The sequence below is a fragment of the uncultured Psychroserpens sp. genome, from assembly GCF_947494225.1.
In the GTDB taxonomy this organism is placed as follows: Bacteria; Bacteroidota; Bacteroidia; order Flavobacteriales; family Flavobacteriaceae; genus Psychroserpens.
The window spans coordinates 774,912-800,185 of sequence record NZ_CANLUG010000002.1 but is presented as its reverse complement, the minus strand read 5'-3'; the positions used below and the strand labels follow the sequence as shown (position 1 = coordinate 800,185).

Below are 25,274 nucleotides of genomic sequence, written 5' to 3'. Positions count from 1 at the left end.
TTTAATTTAAAAATTTTAAAAATATATCAGCAAATGGATCTTGATTCAAGACTGTATAGTAAAACAACGCACCAAGCCAGCCATGAAAAAGGCCCAGTACATATAAGTTTTTAACTTTCAGATAAACATAACCGTAGAACAAAGCCAAAATAAATGTGGCTATCATAAGCCAAACTGAAGGGTAATGCACAACAGAAAACAGTATCGCTGTTAAAAGTACAACAAGACCATTCTTAAGTTTAATAGACTTTAATGTACTTAAATTTCCGGCCACCAAACCTATAGTAAGAAACTGTTGTACAGTACCCCAAATAGGATATGTGATTAGCAACGGCAACACATGCCATGTTAAGTTTAACGTACCCTGAACTAATCCAATAACAATAAAACTAATGACCGAAATCACGCCAAAAGGCAGTACTAGTTTTAGCGCTTTTTTGAAATTATCGCATCTAAATCCCCAATCTTTTAAAACATGCTTATCTTTTTTATAGCGATAATACACATAAATAGACCATGCCAAAATTGCACTAACTACAAAAGGCAATCTCCAATTAAGGTAATCCATAAATATAAACTTACCAGCTCCTGTTAAGGCAACGGCAATGATCTCTAATAATCTTACTTTATCAGAAATAGGTCTCGTCAATCTATAGTTTGAAAAATCTATCAAATATTTCGTGAGCTTCACTTTCATATCCAACTGTGATTTTTAAACGGAAATGCTAATACACTGAAAACGATTATAAAAAACATCAATATCATAAACGTGATTTCTTTTACATCTCGATCTCGGATTTTTCGTGATAAGCGCTTATATAAGAATGCTAATACAAAGCCTATCACAATAAAAAAAGGTCCCGTAATAATAAATAACATGGATGTTCCTGTTTCCGTAGGAACAACTGCGGCCATAATCACTGTTAAAAATCCAGCAACAATTAATGATATAATTTTATGTGTGTCTTTCATATTAATTAGCATAAGGATAACGAATGAGATCTAAATAACAACCAAAAAATAAAGCAATGTCCATACATACAGTATTGATATAATAATTCCCAAAACGAAATACGATTTACATCTACGTATTTTACTTTTCAATCGAGCTCCACAGTAAAATCCATAGAGAATCAATTCTAAGACTATGAAATCTATAGTGAACATCATAAAAAGCGTCCAATCTGAAAACATGTGTTCACTTGCTGCAGGTTCCATGCAGCACAGCCAGCTTAAAATAATGCCTAACAAGAAAACCATATAAGCAAGACCTGATAAAACAACTGCAACTAAACTAAAGTGACCATAGTGAAGTTGTTGTTTCATTATAAAACCGAATTGTCTCTTGAGCTTTAAAAACATTTTTCTATATTAAATTTGCTTTATTTAAAACCTTTCAGGCATGACGCCCGAAAGGTTTAGGGTAACTAACCAACCCATCATCAAAACAAAAAAATCATATATACGATAATCCCTTCTGCGATTCCTGTGATGATGCTCATTCCTAAAATATCTTTGATTTTACTTCTTAAAAAGAACACGACACTTAAAATGGCCATTATAGCAGCTAATAAAATTTCTAATGCCCCTATTTTTGAAAGCAAGAATGTTATTCCTGTAAACGTGGCTGTAATTCCTGCAGTAATAAGACAAAATTTGACAATCTCATCTTTAGTGTAGTTGCCTTCCTTAAAGCCTCGTCTCAAATCTCTAAGAATAGATAAAATAAAAAGTAATGGAACTACAGATAAAAATGGAGCAAAAATAACTTTGATCCCCTTAATAATGCGAGGGTCATTATAGATAAAAAACGCTATAGCGGTAAATGCTAATAAAGCTGTAACTATAATCGCTTGGAATGTAAATAACAATTCCCTTTTGTTTGCATTGGTTCTCGGTTTCGGAGGTTGCATAATTGGATTCATAATTTTAAGTTTTTGATGATTTTACTTTATTTAAATTAATTAAGCGGTTAGAAAAAAGATATGAATGGCTAATGAGAGTAGGACACCGCTTAAAATACCGTTGACTCTCAAATTATTGTACAAGATGTAATTGAGCACATAACTGCTAATGGTCGTGGAGTTAATGAGATGTGCAAAAATGAGATGGTTTTCTAATTTCTGACCTGTCATCCATTCTATAAACTGCATGCTCAACACACCTATTAGCATACTCACTACAAGAAGTATGGTAGCTGGTTTTTGGTTTTTTAGTTTGTATTCATCTGTATTTTCTGGTATAAAATGTTCAATCAATAGAAAACGGACAAAAAATAACATTGGTAATGGGAACAAAATAGATGCAATAATTTTAATAACATCCTTTAAAGTTTTGATCTCATCATAGCCCAAAAACACTAAATAGACAAACACAACTACCGATACTCCAGTAGTGACAATAAATGCTGTATTGACTTGCTTGAGTTTCATTTTAGAAACGTGTAAGATTCGCATTGGTTATAGTACGACTTGCGAGTTGCTCTACGCAATGGTTATAACCTTCTATAATTTCATTTTGAATCTCTTTTGAAAAGATAATCACTGTACTAATCGCTATTAAAAAAGCTGTAGTTTGAATAAATCGTTTCATAATATTTTGTTTTGTTGATTACACTACAAATGTGCGACAGTTAGCTCAATACAGAAACACAGTTTTCACAAAAAACTGACGATATATTATATTTTATCACACATATAAATATTATATTTACACATATTTATTAATAATAACTGACGATTTAATGACAGATTTAAATGCGATAGTTTCAACCTTTTCTTCGGAAGATGAGCAGCGTTTCATCAACTATTTAGAAAAGAAAAACAAAAGAAACGACACCAAAAACATCACACTATTCAAACTATTGGCTCAAAATGAACTAACGTCCAAAGAGATTTGTGTTAGCATTTACAAAAGCTATAGGAAAGATGCCTATCACGCCTTGCGAAAACGCCTTTATCAATCGCTTATCGATTTTATAGCCAACACCAATTTAGAAGAGGAAAATTCGGTGGATATGCAGATCATCAAATACATTTTGGCATCTAGAACCTTTCTAATTCACAAAAAACCTAAGATTGGTTATCACATTTTAGATAAAGCAGAAACACTAGCGAAAGAGCACCACTTATTCCCAATTCTCAATGAAATTTATCACACGAAGATTCAGTACGCTTATTTAAACCCATCAATTGACATTAACGACCTTATTATAAAGTTTAGATATAATCAAAAGCAACATTTTATTGAAGAGGAACTTAATTTGGTTTACGCCAAAATAAGACAAACCTTAAGCGATATGACCTACAAAGGCAAGGTTTTAGATTTTGAAACAATCCTAAAAAACACTCTAGAAGAACACAATATTGATGTTTCAGAATCACTATCATTTAAATCTTTATACCAACTCATTACAATTGTAAGTCTTTCTGCTTTTGTAACCAATGACTACCTCAAGATTGAATCCTTTTTAGTCGACACCTACCAAAGCATCAAAGACCATAAAACCAAAGACAAGCAATTGGTTTATCATATCCAAGTGGTCTACATGATTGCCAACACCTTATTTAGGAATAAAAAATTCGATCATTCCTTAAACTATCTAAATGAGATGCAATTATTAATGACTCAACAACGAAGAAAATATTATGCCACATTTAAATTAAAACATAGCCTCCTTACAGCATTAAATTACAACTACAGCAATAAGCAAGAAGATGCTGTTAAACTTTTAGAATCTGTGAAACAAACAAAACACACCGATATAGAATCGCTTTTAGATATTCATTTAGGTTTAGTCATGTTTTACATCCAAAAATCCGATTTTAAAAATGCCAAAACTATCTTCTCAAAATTTTACCACACTGACAAATATTACATAGAAAAAGCGGGTAAAGAATGGGTTATAAAAAAGAACCTAGCCGAAATAATTCTCTTCATTGAATTGGGTGAAACTGATCTTGTTGAATCTAGATTATTAAGTTTCAAACGTTCCTATTTTGATTATTTACAGCAGATTAACCAAGAAAGAGCAATTATTTTTATAAATTTAGTCACATTTTATTTTAAAAATCCTGAGACAATTAGATCTAAAGATTTCAAAAATAAAGTTGAAAATGCGTTTATCTGGATTGATGAAAAACAAGAAGACATTTTTGTAATGAGTTTTTATGCATGGCTCAAAAGTAAAATGGAATCAAAACCCTTATACGAAACAACATTAGAACTTGTAAAAAAAGCACAAATTGTTAATTAGAGGTTAAAATTACAAGCCTAATTAAACTATTTCTGCCAAATGAGGTCAAAGATACATCGATTAAAAAAACGTATAATATTAAATTAAAACAAAACAGATTATGAAAAAATTAATTTTAATTGCTCTAGCATTTGTATCGGTCCAAGCCTTTGCTCAAAACAAAGAAAAAAAGGAGCTTAAAGAAGCTAAAAAAGCTAAAATAGATATGAGACATGACATGTCTGCTGAAGACATGGCCACTATCAGCACAAAAAAAATGACCCTCGCTTTAGATTTATCGGACCAACAGCAAGTGCAAGTAAAAAAACTAATGTTGGAGCAGGCAGAGACCTTGAAAGCAAAAAGGGATAAACGTGAGAAAATGGGAAAAGAAAAAGGGGATAAAAAGATCGCAAAAGAAGAACGCGTTAAAATCCTAAACGAAAAACTCGATCACCAAATTGAGATGAAAAAGAAAATGAAATCTATTTTAACTTCTGAGCAATATGAGAAATGGGAAAAAATGCAAAGCAGACGTCATCATAAAATGAAAGGAAAAGCCAAGAAGAAGTCTAAACATTAAATGTATTTCGCAGATATTTATAAACAAAGCATCGATTTTAACAGTCGATGCTTTTTTTTATCATAAAAATCACTAATTTTAAGGCTGTTGAACTATTTACGAAAAAGACAATGAAAAAATTAATTACACTTTGCTTATTTGCCTTTGCATTATTATGCAGCACACAAAATGCAACTGCTCAGAACACATTGGAAATCAATGAGACTGCAAATGCAAAAACCAAAGAACTTAGAAAAAAAATTAAGTTTGAGCAAAATAAAATGGATGATGTATATAGAGCTTATCAAGCCTATGGTATAGCATACAAAAAAATAAGTGGCAATCTAGAAGGTAATAAAGTTCGTCTAGAAAAAATTGAAAAAGTGTTAGACGAAAAGCTAAAAACGATACTTACTGAAGAACAATTTCACAACTATTTAGAACTCATAAGAGGTCTATAGCAGAGATTAAAGATAACAATAAAAAAAAAGCGACTATAAGTCGCTTTTTTTTTATTGTTATAATGTTTGAGCCACTGTTTCTACAGCTCTAATAGTTTCATCCAAATCGGCATAACTCAAGGCGTCTGTGATAAACCAGGTCTCAAATGCACTTGGAGCAATATAAATACCTTCCTTTAGTAAGCCGTGAAAAAAGCGTTTAAAAGTGTCATTATTCCCTTTTGCGGCAGTGTCAAAATCAACAACTTCATCTTCAGAAAAATGAATTGATATCATCGAACCTCGTCTATTAATTGTATGTACAACACCATATTTATCGAGAGCCTTTGCACAACCTTCGTGTAAGTACTCTGTCTTATCTGCCAATCGACTAAACAAGTCTTCATCAGCGTTTATAGCAGTTAACATTGTAAGTCCAGCTGCCATTGCCAAGGGATTACCACTTAATGTTCCTGCCTGATACACTCTTCCTAACGGAGCCAAATGATTCATAATCTCATTACGTGCCGCAAATGCTCCCACTGGCAGTCCTCCACCTATTACTTTTCCGAAGCAAACGATATCTGCGTTAACATTGTAAAGCTCCTGAACCCCACCTTTAGCTAACCTAAAACCAGTCATCACCTCATCAAAAATAAGCAAGATATCATGCGCATCACAAACAAGTCTTAGTGCTTCTAAAAAGTTTTCTTTAGGAGGAATACACCCCATATTTCCTGGGACAGGCTCTATAATAATGCAAGCAATATCACCAGCATTCGCAGCAACTAGTGCTTTAACATGCTCAATGTCGTTAAAACGTGCCAATAGGGTATCTTTAGCCGTTCCTTGAGTTACCCCTGGACTGTTTGGACTCCCAAAAGTAACAGCTCCACTTCCAGCTTGAATTAAAAAAGCATCACTATGTCCATGATAACAACCAGCAAATTTTATTATTTTTTCCTTTCCAGTATAACCACGTGCCAAACGCACAGCGCTCATGCAAGCCTCAGTTCCTGAATTAACGAAGCGAATTTTATCAATATTAGGCACCATTGATACGGCCAGCTCTGCTATTTTTGTTTCAATTTCAGTAGGCATTCCATAAGACGTACCGAGTTTTGCCCTCTCTATCACAGCATCAACAACAGGCGCATAAGCATGTCCTAATACCATTGGTCCCCAAGAGTTGATATAATCGATATAACGATTATCATCTTCATCATAAACATAAGCCCCTTTTGCAGATTTAGCAAAAATAGGTGTTCCTCCAACCGCTTTAAACGCTCTAACTGGAGAATTTACGCCGCCTGGAATAACCTCTTCCGCAGCCTTAAATAACGCACTACTACGTTGATATAACATATTAATTTGATTTTATAATAAGAATTTGACCAAGTGAAAGGTCATTGTTTTTTAAGTTATTGAGACGCTTTATGTCTTCAACAGACATATGATATCGCTTTGATAATGAATACAAGGTATCCCCTTTTACAACTTTATGATTTATTGACACGTCTTTCTTGTCTGCCCTTTTAGGAGTAGAAATATTACCAAGTACCATGTCATCAAATTTATCAAGCTCATAGCGTTCGATTAAACTTATCAGTTTTTGAGGATAACGTCTATCAGTTGCATAACCCGCAGCACGAAGCCCTTTAGCCCAACCTTTATAATCATTTGGTCGCAACTCAAATAACTTTGAATAACGCCCTCTTGTTGTTAAGAACTTAGAATGATCTTCAAATGAGGTGAAGGCGTGATCATATTTCCTGAAACATTCTTGAGATTTATCATCGTCATGATAGATTTTTTTTCCAGTCCAACCATGACATTTAATTCCAAAATGATTGTTCGCCTCTACAGACAATCTACCCTTACCTGAACCTGACTCTAATATTCCTTGAGCTAAAGTAATACTTGCAGGAATCTTAGACACTCGCATTTCATCCATTGCAATAGTGCTGTAGGTCAAAATGTATTTTTCTGTAGCACTTAAATTCGAGTTTTTAGGAATTTCCGTAGTCTTAGGTACAGACTTGGTTTCTGAAGTTGGTTCAACCTCAACAACACGTTCTGTTTTTTGCTTTGATTTTTTCTTTTTAGTGACAATCTTTTTCTTAGATCCACAGCTAAAAACTAAAATTCCAGTAAATAAAATAACAAGTAATCTTTTCATAAATATCAAACGATTAAAGGCTTTTTTTGTTGTTTTAATTTTTGGTTCATCCCGTCAATTCCTTGTAATCCACCAGAATGAATAACCAAAATTTTCGAGTCTTTCGGGAAATAATTCTTTTTTATTAAATCATAAATACCATACATCATTTTTCCAGTATAAACTGGATCTAAAGGAATATGATGCAAACGCTTAAATGTATTGATAAAGGCAATCAGTTCATCACTTACTTTCGCATAACCTCCAAAATGATAATTAGTAATTAATTCCCAATTTGTATGTGTTGCAAATTTAGCAATTTCTTCTTGTAAAAATTCACCTTTTAAAGCAGGAAAGCCTAGAATTTTTTGATGTGGTAATGCCGAATTTATTAATCCGGAAATAGTCCCTCCTGTTCCTACAGAACAACAGACATAATCATAATGATTGTCATACTTTGTTAAAATTTCTTCACACCCTTTTATGGCCAATTCATTCGTCCCACCTTCAGGGATAAGATAAAAATCACCGAATTCTTTATGCAGTTCGAACAAAAAATGGTCATCTGTTTTACATTTATAATCTTGACGTGATACAAATTTGAAACGCATTCCGCATGTCTCAGCAAAACTCAAAGTTGGGTTAGAATCAATTTTCGATTGTAATTCTTCACCTCTTATCACCCCAATTGTTTCAAAACCAAATTCTTGCCCTGCCGAAGCTACAGCAGCAATATGATTTGAAAATGCCCCTCCAAAAGTTAGCAAGCTCTTTTTTTGCAACCGTTTCGCTTCAATAAGATTATATTTTAGCTTTCGATATTTATTACCAGAAATATGAGGGTGAATCAAATATTCGGGCTTTATATAAACCTGATTATCAACACTTAAATCCCCTTTATCTTCAAATTTTAACATTTAGTCGAATATAATAACTGCATTGATATAAACAAAGGTAAAAAAGCTATATTTATCATAGAATAATTATGCATGGTAAACAAAAACCGCACAATCATGTTTAGAATTCTAAAGCGAATCCCCCTAATCGTCAGTTCATAGCCTATGCTAAAATCATGAATTTCATGGTTTATTTGTTACGTTTAAAATGGAACATGTATGATTAAAAAATTACTCTTAGCCTCAGTATTTACTATATTTTTAAGCTCGGAACTGAGTGCTCAGGTCACTATCTTCTCAGAAGATTTTGAAACTGCGACTGGACAAGAAAATCAAGCCACACCCTATATAGGCTGGCAAACTGGCGATTTTGCAACCACGCCCCCAACAAATAATAACTACTGGTGGGTTTTAGACAACACGCGATGTAATGTCATTTCTGGCAACTACTCCATGGCCGTTAGCATAAACAATCCTGTAACGACTGGCACAAGACCAGAGTATCGAGACAATAGAGTAGCCTCAACTCTTGTGTACTACACGACTCCGATTGATGCTACCAACTATACAAACGTTACATTAGATTTTAATTGGATATGTGAAGGTGAACTATTTTTTGATTTTGGATCTGTCATCTATTCGTTAGATGGAACCACATGGGCTGCGCTTCCTGGAGTTTATCAAGGACAAAGCACAACTCAAAATGTCACAAATTTAGACCTTTCGGTAATTGATGGACAACAGTTTTATCTTGGTTTTGCTTGGGAAAATGACAATTCTGTTGGAGGTTTTCCAGCATTTACTATCGATGATATTGATGTTAAAGGAATAGCCTTAACTCCGTGTACAACACCCAATCAGCCAACGACTCTTAATTTAACCCCAACTGGAGATACTGTATTTGGTTCATTTACAGATGCTGCTCCTGTCCCAGATAATTATCTCGTTGTTGTAAGCACCTCTGCAACTGCACCAACGCCCGTGAATACAACAACTTACAATATAGGCGACACTATAGGTGCTGGTTACGTGGTAGTTGATATTGATAACGACACAAACTTTACAGCAACAGGCCTAAACTCTGCAACCACATACTACTTATACGTATTTTCATATAATGATGTTTGCTCTAATGGACCTCTATACAACACTATTAATCCTCTAAATGGAAGTACGACAACAACGACTTCTACATACTGTACTCCAGCCACCAATAATTCGCCAATTACTAAATACATAGATGATGTTCAATTTATTGGAACACTTAATGACGTCTCTAATCTTGGCAGTGGTTTTTCGAACTCACCATCAGGATATCAAGATTGGTCAGGATTAACAAATAGTATTCAGGCGCAAGGCGAAGGTGTAAACGTTTATGTAGAATCGGCTACAGGACGAGGACGTTATAAAGCATGGGTAGATTGGAATAAAGACGGTGTCTTTAATAATGACGCCTCGGAAATCGTCTATGACTCTGCAGGAACATTAACAACAACAACGACCTTTAGCTTTGTAATTCCAGCAAATCAAGCCATAGGTGATTATAGAATTCGAATAAGATTTCATAATGCCTTTAATGATCGCTTTGGAACCGAATTGGGGTCATACAACTTTACGGCCTGTGAACCCTTTATCAATCATGATTTTCCAGGTCAAAATAATGATTACACTGATTATGGAGAAGCCGAAGACTACTTATTTACAGTAGTGCAAAGTTGTGGTGCAACAATAACGAGCAAAACGGACGGCTCAACTTGTGGACCAGGTGCCGTAACCCTTCAAGTAACAGGTTCTGCAGGGACAACGCAATTTAAATGGTATGATGCCGAAACAGGAGGCAATTTAGTAGCAACAACAACAGGAGACTGGTCTCCAATAATCTCTAATACAACTACCTATTGGGTAACAGCAGACAACGGTAGCTGCGAATCTTTGGTAAGAACCAAAATCACAGGAACTGTTAATCCAATAACAACACTTACTATTACACCAGCGATACCAGAAATTTGTGGCGAAAATGACATTATTCAAATAGCCGCAATTGGAAGCACAGAACTTGCTTATTTAATTGACGAAGATTTTGAAACTGGCGGACTAGGAGTTTTTACTCAAAACAACATTGAGGTTAATGGAGCTCCCTTTGATGGAATTTCTCAATGGCAATCGCAAACTAGCACCTATGAACCATTTCAATTTGTTTGGAATCCAGCAATATCCTCTGGTTTTGGTGCAAATAATTTTGTAATGAGTACTTCAGATTCAGGAGTAATTCATACCGAAAACGAATTAATTTCCCCCTTATTAGATGCCTCTACTTTTACGGGCCTCACATTAGAATTGGATATGTATTTTTCGCAATACTTCCCATCAGTTCCGGAATATGTAAATATTGAAGTCTCAACAGATGGTGGAACAACATGGCCAACCATAATTGCGAACATTACTAATGATGTAGGGTTCGGAACTAATTTTAGTCATTTAACATATGATTTATCCGCTTTTGATGGTGCACCAAGTTTAATGGTAAGAATTTACTATTATGCAGATTGGGGTGATGGCGTCGCAGTAGACAACATTCAACTTCATGGAACACGACCACTTAGCCCATCTTTTACTTGGACTGGCACAGTTGACGCTTATACTGACGCTGCAGCTACTATACCTTACACTCCTGGAACAGCCACAGGATCCGTCTATGTAAAACCAACTTTTACACAACTGCAACAACCAACTTTTTCTTTTACCGCTAATGCAACACTTTCAAACGGTTGTACCATTAGTAAAGATATTTCAATTACTAATAATACAAAAATCTGGAATGGTACTCAGGGCACAACAACATGGAACGACCCAAATAATTGGTATCCTACGGGAGTTCCAACTAGCGATAATTGTGTTATTATTGATGATGTTGGTGTGTTACCAGACCCTACTATTTTAGGACCACCGGTACCTCCAACTCCTTCATACGCAAGAAATTTAACCATTAAAAGTAATGCCAATTTAGAACTGGAATCGTCAACATCATTAACTGTTACGGATTGGATAAATGTAGATGCAAATGGCTCATTAATGGTAAAAAACAGCGCTAATTTGGTACAGGTGACCAATGTAGCTACCAATAACAATACAGGAAATATCACAATGCAGCGAGAGGTTACTGGGTTAAGTACTTCAGATTACGTTTATTGGTCTTCTGCCGTTGAAAATTTCGGACTTAGTGCAGTATCTCCTGGTACAAGTGCAGGATACCTCTTAGACTGGATTCCTACAGTTGGTGGAAATGGTGCTGGTAACTATGGCGAATGGCGTTCCCTTTCAGAAAACATGACTCCAGGAAAAGGTTATGCTATAAGGGGATTATCTGGAACTTTAACACCAAATACTGCAGAGTTTATTGGCCGTCCAAGTAATGGTATAATTAACAGACAAATCTTAAGAGGTACCTATAACGGAGTAGACTACCCAGGTGCTGGGGCAACTGTCGCTACAGCCATTGATGATAATTGGAATCTTGTAGGTAATCCTTTTCCCTCGGCAATTTTTGCTGACACTTTTATTACAATGAATGCTTCTAATATCATTGATGACTCCAATCCGGCAATAGCAGGAACTGTTTATCTTTGGTCACATCAATCAGCTCCAAGCAATGCTGTTACCGACCCGTTTTATGGCGATTTTGTTTATAATTATAATCCAAATGATTACATCGCTTACAATTTGACAGGTTCTACTCCAGCAGGATTTAATGGATTTATTGGTGCAGGTCAAGCATTTTTTGTTCTCATGGATCATACCGCGTCAACAACAGCGAATCTTGTATTTGACAATACAATGAGAAACGGTGTTTATAGTAATAATCAATTTTACAGAAATGCTAATCCTTCATCTAATGATAGTGATACTGTAATAGTAAAGCATAGAATATGGCTAGATTTAATTGATAATAACAATAACGCGCATTCTATATTAGTGGGTTATATTTCAGGAGCCACCAATGATAAAGACAGACTTTATGATGGTGATCAGTTAAGTGATGGCAACACACTCTTCTATTCAATTATTGATGAAAAAAGCATGTCGATTCAAGGGAGATCGCTTCCTTTTAACAATAATGATATTGTTCCTCTTGGATACAGAATCTCTCAAAATGGAGATTATTCTATTGCAATCAACACAGTTGACGGCTTATTTGAGGACATCAATCAAAACATCTTTTTAGAAGACACCTATACAAATACAATTCACGATTTACGTTTAAGTCCGTATAATTTTAACTCAAATGCTGGAACTATTAATGACAGGTTTATTCTGAGATATACAGATAACACATTATCTGTTGATAACCCAGAAGCATTAGACGGACTTACTATAATTGCTCCAAACGGAAAATACATTAAAATAGAATCAACGACCAATCCTATTCAAAATGTAAAGGTCTACGATTTATTAGGAAGAATGGTAATAGATAAGCCTAACGTAAATGCTAGTGAGTTAAATATTCAAACCAAACATCTAGCAAATTCTGCTTACATTGTAAAAGTAACATTGCTAAATGACCAACAAAAAATTCAAAAAGTCGTTCTTAAGCAATAAAGCTAAGAATCATAATAAAAAAAGACCGCCATACATTTCGAAGGCGGTCTTTTTTATTTTAGATATCATAGACTCGGTAATCATATTTCATTTAAAACATAATCTTAATTGATAATCTTAACCAAAAAAGTTAAAATCATTAGCTATTCACAACATGTTAACTAAAATCATATTAATTACACAATAAAACATTAAAATTATTAATATTTTTTCATACATTAATCATCTTTAAGCCTCAAATCTATATTAGACATTTTAGTCACTAAAACTAACATCTCTTTAGAATGATACTATTCTATTAAGTTTAGAACGATATAGATTATGATTAAACAATTACTTTTTTTAACGGCTTTAATACTTGCTTATTATTCTGCTGAAAGCCAAACAATTACTTCCAACACTAATGAATGCATCCAAAATTTTACAATAGAAGCTAAGACGATTTCAGGAAATAATCAAAACGTAAATGATATTATAATTTCATGGGATTTTTCTGAAACAAACGATACACAAAACCTAGAGTTAACTTTCGAAGTTCAACCCTTAAATGCTTGTTGGAATGGATTAAACGGAACAAACAGATCTGAAGTAAAAACTTATAAAATCGTTGACTTTTCAGAAAACACCATCGGAAATAAAACATTAGCGTACAATGATTTGAATTGTAAGTGTATTAAATGGAAAGCCATAATCTTAAACCCAACTACAAATTGTGAAACCAAAACAGAATGGCAGTTTACTAGTTTCTTGTAATTAACAACCAACTCAGAAGCATGACGACATGAAAAAAATTACAATATTCTTTATATGTTACTTCACTTTAAATCTATCCTTTTCTCAAGGAACAGACGTCTTAAGTTCAGAACAATTTTGTTCTGGAACTTCTCAATTAACATTCAATAATGTTTTTGGAATGCCAGACAATACTCCCGTTGGCTGTCTAGGATCCATACCAAATGCGGCCTACTTCTACTTACAAATTGATCAACCAGGTGATTTAATTTTCACGATTAATCAAGAAGACACAGGTGGCACTCCAATTGATGTTGATTTCATTGCTTGGGGACCTTTCATAGATATAGCAGATGCGAATGCTAACATTTCCTTTACAAATTGTCCAACATGTCCAAACAACACCGCCAACCCAACGTTTTACCCGTATGCAACCGATCAAATTACCGATTGCAGCTTTAGTATCGCTCCTACCGAGACCATGAATATTTTAAACGCAATGCAGGGCGAGGTTTATGTTGTACTAATAACCAATTATAATGGTAGTCAAGGAATAATTGATTTTCAACAAACTTCTGGAAATGGAACAACGACATGTGCAAGTTTACCAGTATGTGGAAGTCAATATTATGACATGGGCGGCACATCTGGTCCATATTCTGGAAATGAATCTACAACCATAAGCCCTTATTTTGCTGGCGGAACAGTTACAGTAGATTTTACTTCTGTTGATATTCCTGACGCTGGGGATGTTTTAACGGTATACAATGGACCAAATAACACGTTTCCGATTCTAGGAACAGTAACTTCTGCACCTGTTTCATTTACCTCCAATACTGCAGGTAATCCAACGGGAGAGATTACGTTTGATTTCGTTTCAGACGGGGATGCTAATGTTGGAACGGGATGGGTAGCAGATATTACATGTACACCTCCTCCAACACCACCAACATGCGGATTCACATTCTATGACAGTGGTGGCTCAGGTGGTGATTACAACAATAACGAACTTCAAACAACAACATTCTATCCAGATATTGCAGGTGATGCCGTAACTGCAACCTTCACAGCTTTTGATCTTGAAAGCTGCTGCGACGAATTAAGAATTTATGACGGACCTAATGCATCGTTCCCTCTTTTAGGAGTCTTTGCAGGAAATACAATATCTGGACCATTCACGTCATCTGATGCTTCTGGTGCTTTGACTTTCGTTTTTGATAGCGATAGTTCAGTAACCGAAAGCGGATGGGCAGCGAATTTAACTTGTGCACCATACGTACCTCCAGTGATTTGCGGCTCTACTTTTTATGACAGCGGTGGTGTGGCCGGTAATTACTCAAATAACGAATTGAGCACAACCACATTAACTCCAGATATCCCAGGCACTGCTATAACGGTAACATTTACAGCTTTCGACTTAGAATCTTGCTGCGATGATCTGCTTGTATATGATGGGCCTGATGCTACATATCCATTATTAGGAACCTTCTCAGGAACAGCTATTCCTGGACCATTCACATCCACAGATCCTTCTGGATCTTTGACTTTTGTTTTTGATAGTGATAGCTCAGTAACCGAAAGCGGATGGGTAGCTGATGTTACCTGTGGCAATAATTGTAACTTAATGATTACAGATACTAACTATCCTATTGGAGCTGATGAATGCAATTTAGACTATACCGAACTTACAACAAACGCACCTATTCCTGCGCCTACAACTACCGTGTTTGTTGAAAATTTTAACGCGACTAATTTCCCTGCAGGTTGGACCGTAACCAACGGCGCACCAAGTGCAGATTGGATTGTATCCACTACAAATAATGCGGGAGGAACAGCGAACGAAGCAAATTTAGAATGGACAACAGGTGATGATGTAAGTAATTGGCGTTTAAGATCTCCTGCTATCGATATAACAGGCCAAACCAACCTTCAATTAAGTTTTAAACATGAATTAAATATTTTTTTAGGTGGTGATATTTCAATTCGGGTGCAAACCTCTTTAGACGGAACTAACTGGACAAACCAGTATACCGCTTTAAATGTTCCAAATGATATTGCAGCTACTACTGAAAACATAGATATTTCTGCGTTAGATGGAAATACTACCCTATACATTAGATTTAGACTAAATGGAGACACACTAGACCTCTTTGATTGGTTCATCGATGACGTGATTGTTACGGCCGATGGAACACCGTCACCTCCACAGGTCACATGGTCTCCAACGACCGGCTTATACACAGATAATACTTTGACCACAGCATATGCAGGTGGTTTTGCAGGCACAGTTTATGCTGCTCCAAACGGTATCCAAACTTATACCGCAACAGATAACAACGCCTGTACTGATACAGCAACAGTTATCTATAATAAAAAGACATGGAACGGTTCCTCAAATAATAACTGGTATATAGGCAGCAACTGGACACCTACTGGAGTGCCCACCATAGATAACTGCATTGTAATTCCAGATAATAGCACTGTACCCAATGCACCTTTAGCAGATAAAGCTCAAACACCAATCCCGTTACCTCCTCAGCCTGCTCAAGCAAGAAGCCTAACGTTAGAGTCAAATGCTTATCTCGAGCTTGAAACCAATACAGAACTCATTGTTCAAGAATGGGTAAATGTTCAAAATACAGGTGTTTTAAATTTAAAAAGTAGTTCGAGTTTAATTCAAATTGAGGATGCTGCCGTTAACTCTGGAACTATTCATGTGCAACGCTCTCCCAATTTTGATGAAAGTGCTGTAGCAAACTCAGAATATGTATACTGGGCATCACCTGTTGCCAATTATCAAGTTGCAAATATTTCTCCTTCTTCTAGTTTAATTTTTGACTGGACACCAACCGTTGCTGGAAACGGAACAGGCAACCACGGCGAATGGTTTTCAGCATCAGGAAATATGATAAATGGTGCTGGTTATATTGTAAGAGGATTGGCAGGCACTCCAACCACAATACCTTCTACGACCTATACCATAGCAAATAACACCGCTCTATTTAGTGGTGTTCCTAATAATGGAATTATTACAAAACAGATTTTTCATGGAGGTTATAATGGAGGTAATTACCCAGGAATAGGCAATACCGCTACTAACGAGGACGACAACTGGAATCTCATTGGAAACCCTTACCCTTCGGCTATTTCCGCTAATGCCTTTACAAATTTAAACACCAATATTAATGGTACTGTTTATGTTTGGCCGCATAACTCTAGTTACTCCATTGCAACTCAAGATCCCTTCTATGAAGATTATGTTTATAACTACGATGGCAATGACTATATTGAACATAACAATACAGGATCAAATCCCCCTGGCACAAGTGATTTATTTATCGGATCAGGTCAGGCATTTTTTGTAATGATGAATCACAGCGCCACTTCTGGATCTACTGTTACATTTAATAATAACATGAGACAAGTGCTTTCAACTTATAACAATAACACTTTTTTTAGATCTATCGATTCAGATCAGAATACCAATCGAAACACTATAGAACGCCATAGAATATGGCTAGATTTATTGTCACCAAATGATATTACTAATACGATATTAGTTGGTTATGTTAATGATGCGACCAACGATTTTGATCGTCTTTATGACGGTTATGATTTTAGCGGAGAGAACAATGCCTTTTATTCAGTCTTAAACAACGAAAATTTATCCATTCAAGGTCGATCATTACCATTTTTACAAGATGACATTGTTCCCTTAGGCATTATCTCTAACGAAACTGGAAGTCATACTATAGCTATAAATTCATTAGATGGTTTGTTCTCAGATGAGGAACAAACCATATATATAGAAGACACTGCATTGAACATCATACATGATATTCGGATGTCGCCTTACACCTTTACCATAGAAGCTGGAATTCATAACGATAGATTCATTTTAAGATATACTAACCAATCTCTAGGTGTCAACCCAACAGATGGTTATGAAGGCATAACTATTATTGCTCCTAAAAGTGAATACGTAAAGGTTTCTTCGGAAATTGGAACCATAAGTACTTTTACTATTTACGATATCATAGGCAGATCTATATTTACAAAATCCAATATTAACGAGTCCGGTTTCCTCTTAAACGACACCGCATTATCGGATGGCACTTACATTGTAAAAGTTGTATTAAACAACGGAAAACAAAAAACTCAAAAGGTGGTTATTCGTCAATAAAACTATAAATAACTTAAAAATGAGTAAAAAGGTCTTGATTTTAAATAGTTGAGGTCTTTTTCATTTCTATAGGCTTCTTGTTCAAATGATATACGACGATAAGCCTGATGCCAGTTTTTCATTACAATGAGACGAATTAAAAATTCAACACAATAGAAAACATAGAATGGAACAACCAACATTTCTAGTTGTTGCCTTAAATGAATACGCTCATGATTCACCAATATTGCATTAGTTTTCAAGTTATAATTTTTCAGGAAAATAAAAGGAAAAATCGTTATTCCAACATAACCTCTAGGTACAATATATTTAGAAATTAAAACCATATGAATCAACAATCAAAAATCTTTCCAATTTACATTATCTTTGTAAGATGAAGAAAATAATTCCTGTAGAAGAAGGAGATTATTATGTAACACCAGAAGGCTATCGTTGTTTCACCGAACAATATCATTTAAAAAGAGGATATTGCTGTGAAAGCGGCTGTAGACATTGCCCTTATGGTTTTAATAAAAATACTTTAAAAAAAAAGTAATGCCAACAACAACCTTATCATTTAAAGATCAAATAAAAGAAGGAATACCAAGTGTTTTACCTCAACCCAAACCTTATGATCCTTCAATCAATCATGCTCCTAAAAGAAAAAGTATTTTATCTTCAGATGAAGAAAAGCTAGCGCTTAAAAATGCTCTACGCTATTTTGATAAATCTCAGCATGCAACCCTACTACCAGAATTCAAAAAAGAGCTTGACACGCACGGAAGGGTTTACATGTATCGTTTACGCCCTGATTACAAAATGAATGCGAGACCTATTGATGAGTACCCTGCTAACTCTAAACAGGCTGCCGCGATTATGCTTATGATTCAAAATAATTTGGACTACGCAGTAGCGCAACACCCACACGAATTAATTACTTACGGTGGCAATGGGGGTGTCTTTTCAAATTGGGCGCAGTATAGGTTAACAATGAAGTATTTGTCTGAAATGACAGACGAGCAGACTTTAGTTATGTACTCTGGGCATCCAATGGGATTATTCCCAAGCCACAAAGAAGCTCCGCGAGTGGTTGTCACTAATGGTATGATGATTCCTAATTATTCTCAACCAGATGACTGGGAAAAATTCAACGCCTTAGGTGTTACTCAATATGGACAAATGACGGCTGGAAGTTACATGTATATTGGTCCGCAAGGTATTGTTCATGGCACAACTATAACTGTTTTGAATGGTTTTAGAAAAATAAAAAAAGAGCCCAAAGGTAATCTATTTGTGACCTCAGGTTTAGGAGGCATGTCTGGCGCTCAACCCAAAGCTGGCAATATTGCAGGCTGCATAACCGTTTGTGCAGAAGTAAACCCTAAGATTACCCAATTGCGATTAGACCAGGGCTGGATCGATGTAAAAACCACAGATTTAGATGAATTGGTAGCCAGAGTTAGAAAGGCTAAAGCTGAAAAAGAAACGATATCTATTGCCTATCTAGGTAATGTCGTTGAAGTTTGGGAAAAATTTGATCAAGAACATATTCATATAGATCTTGGAAGCGATCAAACTTCTTTACATAATCCATGGGCTGGAGGCTATTACCCTGTTGATTTATCGTTTGATGAAGCTAATATCATGATGGCAGAAAACCCTGAATTATTTAAAACCAAAGTTCAGGAGAGTTTACGTCGCCAAGCTAAAGCTATCAATAATCACACTGCAAAAGGCACTTATTTTTTTGACTACGGAAATGCATTTTTACTTGAAGCCTCTAGAGCTGGTGCAGATATTATGGCTGAAAATGGTATAGATTTCAAATACCCTTCTTATGTGCAGGATATTATGGGGCCAATGTGTTTTGATTATGGTTTTGGGCCATTTAGATGGGTTTGTGCCTCTGGAAAACCAGAAGATCTGGCCAAAACAGATGCTATTGCTTGCCAAGTTTTAGAAGCGATTAAAAAGAATTCTCCCGAAGAAATTCAGCAACAAATGTCTGATAATATTCAATGGATCAAAGGCGCACAGGAAAACAAACTCGTTGTTGGGTCACAAGCCAGAATTCTATATGCCGATGCCGAAGGACGAATGAAAATTGCAGAAGCATTTAATAAAGCCATAGCCAATGGTGAAATTGGGACTGTTGTATTGGGTCGTGACCACCATGATGTATCTGGAACCGATTCTCCATATAGAGAAACCAGTAATATTTATGATGGATCAAGATTCACAGCAGATATGGCTATTCACAACGTTATTGGTGATAGTTTTAGAGGTGCTACTTGGGTAAGCATTCACAATGGTGGAGGTGTTGGATGGGGAGAAGTTATAAATGGTGGATTTGGTATGGTTCTTGATGGTACTAAGGAAGCATCTGTACGATTAAAACGTATGCTTTTTTGGGATGTTAACAACGGAATTGCTAGACGAAGTTGGGCAAGAAATGACGAAGCTATTTTTGCCATTAAACGCGCCATGCAAAACGAACCTAATTTAAAGGTAACATTACCTAATAAAGTTGATGATGATTTATTAAACTCGTTATAACCATAAAAAAAAGAATTATGAAAAAACTACTCAAATTATTACCCATTGTGATGGTAACTTTGGTTATCACTTCTTGTAGCTCTGTTAGAGTCGCATCAGATTACGACAAAAATGCCGAATTCGGCAAATACAAGACGTTCGCATTCTTTAAAACAGGAATCGATAAAGCCGAAATTAGTGACCTAGATAAACGTAGAATTCTGCGCGCTATCGAAACCGAATTATTAGCTCAAGGCTATACCAAATCTGAAAATCCAGATCTTTTGGTTAGTATTTTTACAAAATCAGAACAACGTGTTAATGTTTACAACAATACCTGGGGCTATGGCGGCTGGGGTTGGGGAGGCTTTGGTCCTGGTTGGGGCTGGGGTTGGAATCAACCAACAGTATCTACAAGAACTCAAGGTTCTTTATTTGTTGACTTAATCGATGCTAATAAAAAGGAATTAGTATGGCAAGGTATGGGCACCGGACTTTTAACACAAAGAAGTGTGGAAAAGAAAGAAGCAAAAATAAAAGAGTTTGTAACTAAAATCATGCAAGAATACCCACCGCAAATCGCACAATAAATTATCTTAACAAGAATAAAAAAAGCATCAGAACAGTTCTCTGGTGTTTTTTTTATGCCTTTATTCCAGTTCATTTTCTGCTTCATTTCTAAAAGCCTATCTTTGCCGACTTTTAAGTGCAAGAATTATGATACTAGGCCAAACCACACGAAAAAACTTTACCCAAAACCCAAAGAATGATATTCTTTCTGGTTTAACCGTTGCTCTTGCTTTGGTTCCTGAAGCCGTAGCATTTGCCTTTGTCGCAGGTGTTGACCCTTTAGTCGGACTATATGGTGCCTTTATGATGGGCATCGTAACGGCTCTTTTTGGTGGACGACCAGGTATGATTTCTGGAGCAACTGGAGCTATGGCTGTTGTAATGGTATATCTTATTCAAAAAGGAAATGAAGTAGGGCTTAGCTTAGAAACTCCCATCGACAACCTAGGTTTACAGTGGCTCTTCATTACACTACTCTTTGTTGGTGTCATCCAAATACTAGCTGGTGTTTTTAAACTTGGAAAATTTGTTCGACTTATTCCACATCCAGTAATGATGGGGTTTGTGAATGGTTTAGCCATTGTGATTTTCCTATCACAATTAGGCCTATTTCCTAACGCCGTTCCTAAAGATATTTCTATTTGGAGCAACACATCTGAATGGTTCTCTCACCTATTCTCAAATATGGCGTTATGGAAAATGTTAGGTTTTATCGGACTTACAATGGGTATTATGTATGGTTTGCCAAAGCTTACTAAAAAAATCCCTGCAGCCCTCATTGCCATTATTGTTGTGGCTTGTATTACTATCTTCGGAGGTATCGAAATGAGCACAGTTGGTTCTTTTATCCAAGAAGGTGGAGGAAAAGGGTTAGAAGGTAGTTTACCTACATTTCAAGATCAAATCTTTGGTTTATTTGGCACCTTAGATGGTCATTTCTTAAGTACAATCCTTCCTACAGCTTTTGTTCTTGCCGCTATCGGCCTTATAGAATCGTTAATGACTTTAAATCTAATTGATGAAATCACTGAAACTAGAGGAAATGGAAATCGAGAGTGTATTGCTCAAGGTGGAGCCAACATGCTCAACGGTCTCTTTGGAGGTATGGGTGGATGTGCTATGATTGGCCAATCTATTATTAATGTAGATTCTGGTGGTCGTGGTCGATTATCTGGAGCCATTGCAGCCATTGCCTTATTGTGCTTTGTATTGTTTGGAGCACCATTAATTGAACAAATACCAATTGCCGCATTAGTTGGGGTGATGTTTATGGTGGTTATTGGAACCTTTGCATGGAGTAGTTTTAGAATTATTAGAAAAATTCCTTTGTCTGATGCTATTGTTTTAATTGCAGTTTCAGCCATTACTGTATGGAAAGATTTGGCCGTAGCCGTTATTGCTGGTGTAATTATTTCAGCTTTAGTCTTTGCATGGAAAAATGCAACAATGATTAGAGCGCGTAAACGCATCCAGGCCAACGGCACAAAAACGTACGAAATTTGGGGTCCATTATTTTTTGGATCTATCCAAAATTTCAACGCTAAATTCGACGTTAAAAACGACCCACAACATGTTGAAATAGACTTTGTAGAATCTCGTGTAAGTGATCACTCGGCTATGGAAGCCATCTTTAACTTGGTAAACAAATACGAAGCCGAAGGCAAAACAATCAAATTAAAGCATCTAAGTACAGATTGTAAGACATTGATGTATAAGGCAAGCCCTAAGTTTAAGGAAGTCATCGTTGAGGATATTGACGATCCTCGATACCACTTAGCGGCCGATCCTGAAAAGTTCACAAAACCGCTTTCAGAATATAAGATATAAAAAAAGCGACCTCTATGAGGTCGCTTTTTTTATATAGTTTATTTCGGTACGTTCTATTTAGCTGCCGTCTTCTTTTTATAAATTTCGTATTGGGCAGGTGTTAATACTTGCTTTATCTTTTGGTCAATATAAGCACGTATTTTCTTTTTCTTAGCTTGACGCTCAGTTGCATCTTCAATGCTGGCGATACCTTTAATTTTTTTCTCTACTGCAGCAAACACGTCATATAACTTTTCCTTTTGCGTCGCATCTAACTTTGCTTCGCGTTCTAATAAGTTAGTTAATGTCTGTACACTTTTTTCAGCAGAATAATCAGCATTACTTACAGCTGTGTTTTGTTTCTTAATCGTAGTTTGAGCAAATGACAATTGGCTTCCTGCAAATAAAAAGCATGCGAAGCACAATAAAAGTAGTTGTTTTTTCATGATATGAGTGATAAATTAAAGGTTCAATATACAAAGAATTTCTTTTAAATATACCCTTTTAATAATTCAATAAAACTTCAATCTTCGCCTTTACCTTTTCTGTAGAAGGAATCATCGTTTGTTCTAAAGTAGAATTTAACGGGATAGCTGGCATGTTTTCACTACCTATAGTCATCACTGGCGCGTCTAGGTATCTAAAGCATTCTTCCTGTATTTTTCCAGAAAGCGCTCTAGCAAAACTATTATTAGATGGCTCTTCAGTTACCACTAAACATTTTCCAGTTTTCTTAACCGAGTTCATAATAGCATCTTCATCTAAAGGATATAAGGTCCTTAAATCTATAATTTCAATTTGATCTCTCATTCCTAATTCTCCAGATGCATTATAAGCCCAATGTACTCCCATTCCGTAGGTTACGATTGTGCACGTTTCAACGTCTTCTTGCTTCCATATTTCCTGCAGTACCCAAGCCTTTCCAAAAGGTAAAACATAATCTTCAGAAGGCTCTACAGAAGTGGCTGTTAATGTTCCAGGCACTTTAGACCAGTACAAGCCTTTATGTTCTAAAATCACAACTGGATTTGGATCGTAATACGCCGCTTTCATCAGTCCTTTTAAATCTGCTCCGTTACTCGGGTAAGCAATTTTTATTCCTCTAATATTTGTAATTACACTTTCTACAGACGAAGAATGATAGGGTCCTCCACTACCATAAGCTCCAATAGGGACACGTAAAATCATGCTCACTGGCCATTTTCCGTTAGACAAATAACAGCTACGACTCACTTCTGTAAACAATTGATTGAGCCCAGGCCAAATATAATCTGCAAACTGAACCTCAACAATTGGTTTTAATCCAACTGCACTCATACCAACCGTTGACCCTACTATAAATGCCTCCTGAATTGGTGTATTAAACACACGATCATCTCCAAACTTTTGTGCCAATGTTGCGGCTTCTCTAAAAACACCTCCTAGTCGACCACCTACATCTTGCCCATAAAGCAAACATTCTTTATGTTTTCTCATCAATTCTTCAACGGCAAACAATGCGCAGTCAACCATTATGACCTTATCTGCTCCTTCTGGTGTGCGTTCTCCTTTCTCTTCGGAAATTGGAGTTGGTGCAAAATCGTGTGTAAACAAATCTTCAGGCTTAGGATCTTCAGTTTGTAATGCCTTTTCAAAATCGGATTGTACCTTCGAGATTGCCAAGCGTTCTATATCATCTATCTCCTCTTGCGAGAATCCGTTATCAGCTAATTGTTGTTTTAATACTGGATAAGGATCTCGAGATCGTGCTTCGTCTAAATCGTCACGATACCACTCCATTCTAACACCAGACGTATGATGATTTAAAAGTGGCACCTTAGCATGGACCAAAAATGGTCGTCTTTCTGTCCTAATGGTTTCTATTACCTTTTCAACCGCGTCATAACTTTCTATAAAGTTGGCACCATCAATAGAGATAGCATCTAATCCATGAAAGCCTTGAGCATATTCAAATGCATTTTGAGCACGAGTTTCTTCGGCATTTGCCGATATATCCCAACCGTTGTCCTGTACCAAATACAGAATAGGCATTTGCTTCAAAGCTGCCATTTGAAATGCCTCTGCAATCTCTCCTTCGGTCACAGAAGCATCACCCAAACTACACACCACAAAAGGCGCATCTTTAAGTGTTTTATCATCTAAATCTTGAAGTTCTTTATACTGCATTCCCATTGCAACACCTGTTGCAGGAATGGCTTGCATACCTGTTGCTGAAGATTGATGTGGGATTTTCGGTTTATCATCGTCCTTTAAACTTGGATGCGAATAATAAGTTCTACCACCAGAAAACGGATCGTCTTTCTTTGCTAATAATTGCAACATTAAATCATAAGGCTCTAATCCAAATGACAATAACATAGCATCGTCTCTGTAATACGGAAACGCATAATCTTGAGGTAGCAATTGCATCCCCAAAGCAATTTGAATGGCCTCATGACCTCTAGAGGTGGCATGTACATATTTGGAAACCTGTTTAAAATTAGCTTCGTATAATTCTGCCATTGCTTTGGCCGTACACAATTTTGAAAATCCTTTTTTTAATATGTCTTTATTCATAGTAACTCCTGCAAATACAGGCCTTCT

22 protein-coding genes are annotated in these 25,274 nt (G+C 36.0%); 10 read left to right on the top strand and 12 right to left on the bottom strand.

Features of this window, described 5'->3' with window-relative positions; genetic code table 11:
* Position 1: 1 nt before the first annotated feature.
* The 6 genes from Q0893_RS07665 to Q0893_RS07640 form a co-directional block, all read right to left on the bottom strand.
* On the bottom strand, positions 2-697 hold the full coding sequence (locus Q0893_RS07665) for a CPBP family intramembrane glutamic endopeptidase (RefSeq protein WP_298900172.1): 696 nt from the start codon (positions 695-697) through the stop codon (positions 2-4).
* Positions 694-972: a hypothetical protein gene (locus Q0893_RS07660; protein WP_298900173.1), complete on the bottom strand. Its 279-nt coding sequence runs from the start codon at positions 970-972 to the stop codon at positions 694-696. Before Q0893_RS07660 ends, Q0893_RS07665 begins: the two co-directional genes overlap by 4 nt.
* Before the next feature lie 30 nt (positions 973-1,002).
* Entirely contained in the window at positions 1,003-1,326 is a 324-nt protein-coding gene (locus Q0893_RS07655; protein WP_299274029.1) for a hypothetical protein, read from the bottom strand.
* A gap of 116 nt (positions 1,327-1,442) precedes the next feature.
* A complete protein-coding gene (locus Q0893_RS07650) occupies positions 1,443-1,925 on the bottom strand; it encodes a hypothetical protein (protein ID WP_298900175.1) in 483 nt (160 codons plus the stop codon).
* A gap of 39 nt (positions 1,926-1,964) precedes the next feature.
* Positions 1,965-2,432 carry a hypothetical protein gene (locus Q0893_RS07645; RefSeq protein WP_298900176.1) on the bottom strand — a complete coding sequence of 156 codons (468 nt, stop codon included), beginning with the start codon at positions 2,430-2,432 and terminating at the stop codon, positions 1,965-1,967.
* 1 nt (position 2,433) lies between these two features.
* Positions 2,434-2,592, bottom strand: coding sequence for a hypothetical protein (locus Q0893_RS07640; RefSeq protein ID WP_298900177.1), 159 nt, complete (start codon positions 2,590-2,592; stop codon positions 2,434-2,436).
* Between the two features lie 151 nt (positions 2,593-2,743).
* On the opposite strand from Q0893_RS07640, the gene Q0893_RS07635 reads away from it, so the two are divergent.
* From Q0893_RS07635 to Q0893_RS07625, 3 genes are all read left to right on the top strand, one after another.
* Complete coding sequence (locus tag Q0893_RS07635; RefSeq protein ID WP_299274024.1) at positions 2,744-4,255, top strand: hypothetical protein; 1,512 nt, start codon at positions 2,744-2,746, stop codon at positions 4,253-4,255.
* Between the two features lie 100 nt (positions 4,256-4,355).
* Positions 4,356-4,817 carry a hypothetical protein gene (locus Q0893_RS07630; protein WP_299274021.1) on the top strand — a complete coding sequence of 154 codons (462 nt, stop codon included), beginning with the start codon at positions 4,356-4,358 and terminating at the stop codon, positions 4,815-4,817.
* A 110-nt stretch (positions 4,818-4,927) separates the two neighbouring features.
* A complete protein-coding gene (locus Q0893_RS07625; protein WP_298900180.1) occupies positions 4,928-5,257 on the top strand; it encodes a hypothetical protein in 330 nt (109 codons plus the stop codon).
* A 57-nt stretch (positions 5,258-5,314) separates the two neighbouring features.
* Here Q0893_RS07625 and hemL read toward each other — a convergent pair whose 3' ends face one another.
* Genes hemL through Q0893_RS07610 form a run of 3 tightly spaced genes read right to left on the bottom strand, consistent with a single transcriptional unit; the run spans position 5,315 to position 8,311 of the window.
* The gene (gene hemL / locus Q0893_RS07620; protein ID WP_299274018.1) at positions 5,315-6,601 is read right to left on the bottom strand and encodes a glutamate-1-semialdehyde 2,1-aminomutase; all 1,287 of its coding nucleotides are present in this window, start codon (positions 6,599-6,601) and stop codon (positions 5,315-5,317) included.
* A 1-nt stretch (position 6,602) separates the two neighbouring features.
* Entirely contained in the window at positions 6,603-7,415 is an 813-nt protein-coding gene (locus Q0893_RS07615) for a glucosaminidase domain-containing protein (protein ID WP_298900182.1), read from the bottom strand.
* 5 nt (positions 7,416-7,420) lie between these two features.
* Positions 7,421-8,311 (bottom strand): 1-aminocyclopropane-1-carboxylate deaminase/D-cysteine desulfhydrase, encoded by an 891-nt coding sequence (locus Q0893_RS07610; RefSeq protein WP_299274014.1) that lies wholly within the window; start codon positions 8,309-8,311, stop codon positions 7,421-7,423.
* A 198-nt stretch (positions 8,312-8,509) separates the two neighbouring features.
* On the opposite strand from Q0893_RS07610, the gene Q0893_RS07605 reads away from it, so the two are divergent.
* From Q0893_RS07605 to Q0893_RS07595, 3 genes are all read left to right on the top strand, one after another.
* The gene (locus tag Q0893_RS07605) at positions 8,510-12,886 is read left to right on the top strand and encodes a GEVED domain-containing protein (RefSeq protein WP_299274012.1); all 4,377 of its coding nucleotides are present in this window, start codon (positions 8,510-8,512) and stop codon (positions 12,884-12,886) included.
* A 321-nt stretch (positions 12,887-13,207) separates the two neighbouring features.
* Entirely contained in the window at positions 13,208-13,639 is a 432-nt protein-coding gene (locus Q0893_RS07600) for a hypothetical protein (protein ID WP_299274010.1), read from the top strand.
* 28 nt (positions 13,640-13,667) lie between these two features.
* Entirely contained in the window at positions 13,668-17,801 is a 4,134-nt protein-coding gene (locus Q0893_RS07595) for a CUB domain-containing protein (RefSeq protein WP_299274008.1), read from the top strand.
* A 2-nt stretch (positions 17,802-17,803) separates the two neighbouring features.
* Here Q0893_RS07595 and Q0893_RS07590 read toward each other — a convergent pair whose 3' ends face one another.
* A complete protein-coding gene (locus tag Q0893_RS07590; protein ID WP_366915870.1) occupies positions 17,804-18,043 on the bottom strand; it encodes a hypothetical protein in 240 nt (79 codons plus the stop codon).
* A gap of 131 nt (positions 18,044-18,174) precedes the next feature.
* Here Q0893_RS07590 and Q0893_RS07585 point away from each other — a divergent pair, with 131 nt between their 5' ends.
* From Q0893_RS07585 to Q0893_RS07570, 4 genes are all read left to right on the top strand, one after another.
* Positions 18,175-18,336, top strand: coding sequence for a DUF5522 domain-containing protein (locus tag Q0893_RS07585; protein ID WP_298900188.1), 162 nt, complete (start codon positions 18,175-18,177; stop codon positions 18,334-18,336).
* On the top strand, positions 18,336-20,336 hold the full coding sequence (locus tag Q0893_RS07580) for a urocanate hydratase (RefSeq protein WP_299274005.1): 2,001 nt from the start codon (positions 18,336-18,338) through the stop codon (positions 20,334-20,336). Before Q0893_RS07585 ends, Q0893_RS07580 begins: the two co-directional genes overlap by 1 nt.
* A gap of 17 nt (positions 20,337-20,353) precedes the next feature.
* On the top strand, positions 20,354-20,905 hold the full coding sequence (locus Q0893_RS07575) for a DUF4136 domain-containing protein (protein ID WP_298900190.1): 552 nt from the start codon (positions 20,354-20,356) through the stop codon (positions 20,903-20,905).
* 127 nt (positions 20,906-21,032) lie between these two features.
* Complete coding sequence (locus Q0893_RS07570; RefSeq protein WP_299274002.1) at positions 21,033-22,712, top strand: SulP family inorganic anion transporter; 1,680 nt, start codon at positions 21,033-21,035, stop codon at positions 22,710-22,712.
* Between the two features lie 53 nt (positions 22,713-22,765).
* On the opposite strand, the gene Q0893_RS07565 is transcribed toward Q0893_RS07570, so the two are convergent.
* Together Q0893_RS07565 and Q0893_RS07560 are read right to left on the bottom strand one after the other, a co-directional pair.
* The gene (locus Q0893_RS07565; RefSeq protein ID WP_299274000.1) at positions 22,766-23,137 is read right to left on the bottom strand and encodes a hypothetical protein; all 372 of its coding nucleotides are present in this window, start codon (positions 23,135-23,137) and stop codon (positions 22,766-22,768) included.
* A 58-nt stretch (positions 23,138-23,195) separates the two neighbouring features.
* Positions 23,196-25,247 carry a thiamine pyrophosphate-dependent enzyme gene (locus Q0893_RS07560; RefSeq protein ID WP_299273998.1) on the bottom strand — a complete coding sequence of 684 codons (2,052 nt, stop codon included), beginning with the start codon at positions 25,245-25,247 and terminating at the stop codon, positions 23,196-23,198.
* Positions 25,248-25,274 lie beyond the last annotated feature (27 nt).

Excerpts from the sequence above, each read along its gene's own strand:
- Q0893_RS07665 (WP_298900172.1), bottom strand. The coding sequence starts at position 697 with ATGAAAGTGAAGCTCACGAAATATTTGATAGATTTTTCAAACTATAGA.
- Q0893_RS07660 (WP_298900173.1), bottom strand. The coding sequence starts at position 972 with ATGAAAGACACACATAAAATTATATCATTAATTGTTGCTGGATTTTTA.
- Q0893_RS07655 (WP_299274029.1), bottom strand. The coding sequence starts at position 1,326 with ATGAAACAACAACTTCACTATGGTCACTTTAGTTTAGTTGCAGTTGTT.
- Q0893_RS07650 (WP_298900175.1), bottom strand. The coding sequence starts at position 1,925 with ATGAATCCAATTATGCAACCTCCGAAACCGAGAACCAATGCAAACAAA.
- Q0893_RS07645 (WP_298900176.1), bottom strand. The coding sequence starts at position 2,432 with ATGAAACTCAAGCAAGTCAATACAGCATTTATTGTCACTACTGGAGTA.
- Q0893_RS07640 (WP_298900177.1), bottom strand. The coding sequence starts at position 2,592 with ATGAAACGATTTATTCAAACTACAGCTTTTTTAATAGCGATTAGTACA.
- Q0893_RS07635 (WP_299274024.1), top strand. The coding sequence starts at position 2,744 with ATGACAGATTTAAATGCGATAGTTTCAACCTTTTCTTCGGAAGATGAG.
- Q0893_RS07630 (WP_299274021.1), top strand. The coding sequence starts at position 4,356 with ATGAAAAAATTAATTTTAATTGCTCTAGCATTTGTATCGGTCCAAGCC.
- Q0893_RS07625 (WP_298900180.1), top strand. The coding sequence starts at position 4,928 with ATGAAAAAATTAATTACACTTTGCTTATTTGCCTTTGCATTATTATGC.
- hemL (WP_299274018.1), bottom strand. The coding sequence starts at position 6,601 with ATGTTATATCAACGTAGTAGTGCGTTATTTAAGGCTGCGGAAGAGGTT.
- Q0893_RS07615 (WP_298900182.1), bottom strand. The coding sequence starts at position 7,415 with ATGAAAAGATTACTTGTTATTTTATTTACTGGAATTTTAGTTTTTAGC.
- Q0893_RS07610 (WP_299274014.1), bottom strand. The coding sequence starts at position 8,311 with ATGTTAAAATTTGAAGATAAAGGGGATTTAAGTGTTGATAATCAGGTT.
- Q0893_RS07605 (WP_299274012.1), top strand. The coding sequence starts at position 8,510 with ATGATTAAAAAATTACTCTTAGCCTCAGTATTTACTATATTTTTAAGC.
- Q0893_RS07600 (WP_299274010.1), top strand. The coding sequence starts at position 13,208 with ATGATTAAACAATTACTTTTTTTAACGGCTTTAATACTTGCTTATTAT.
- Q0893_RS07595 (WP_299274008.1), top strand. The coding sequence starts at position 13,668 with ATGAAAAAAATTACAATATTCTTTATATGTTACTTCACTTTAAATCTA.
- Q0893_RS07585 (WP_298900188.1), top strand. The coding sequence starts at position 18,175 with ATGAAGAAAATAATTCCTGTAGAAGAAGGAGATTATTATGTAACACCA.
- Q0893_RS07580 (WP_299274005.1), top strand. The coding sequence starts at position 18,336 with ATGCCAACAACAACCTTATCATTTAAAGATCAAATAAAAGAAGGAATA.
- Q0893_RS07575 (WP_298900190.1), top strand. The coding sequence starts at position 20,354 with ATGAAAAAACTACTCAAATTATTACCCATTGTGATGGTAACTTTGGTT.
- Q0893_RS07570 (WP_299274002.1), top strand. The coding sequence starts at position 21,033 with ATGATACTAGGCCAAACCACACGAAAAAACTTTACCCAAAACCCAAAG.
- Q0893_RS07565 (WP_299274000.1), bottom strand. The coding sequence starts at position 23,137 with ATGAAAAAACAACTACTTTTATTGTGCTTCGCATGCTTTTTATTTGCA.
- Q0893_RS07560 (WP_299273998.1), bottom strand. The coding sequence starts at position 25,247 with ATGAATAAAGACATATTAAAAAAAGGATTTTCAAAATTGTGTACGGCC.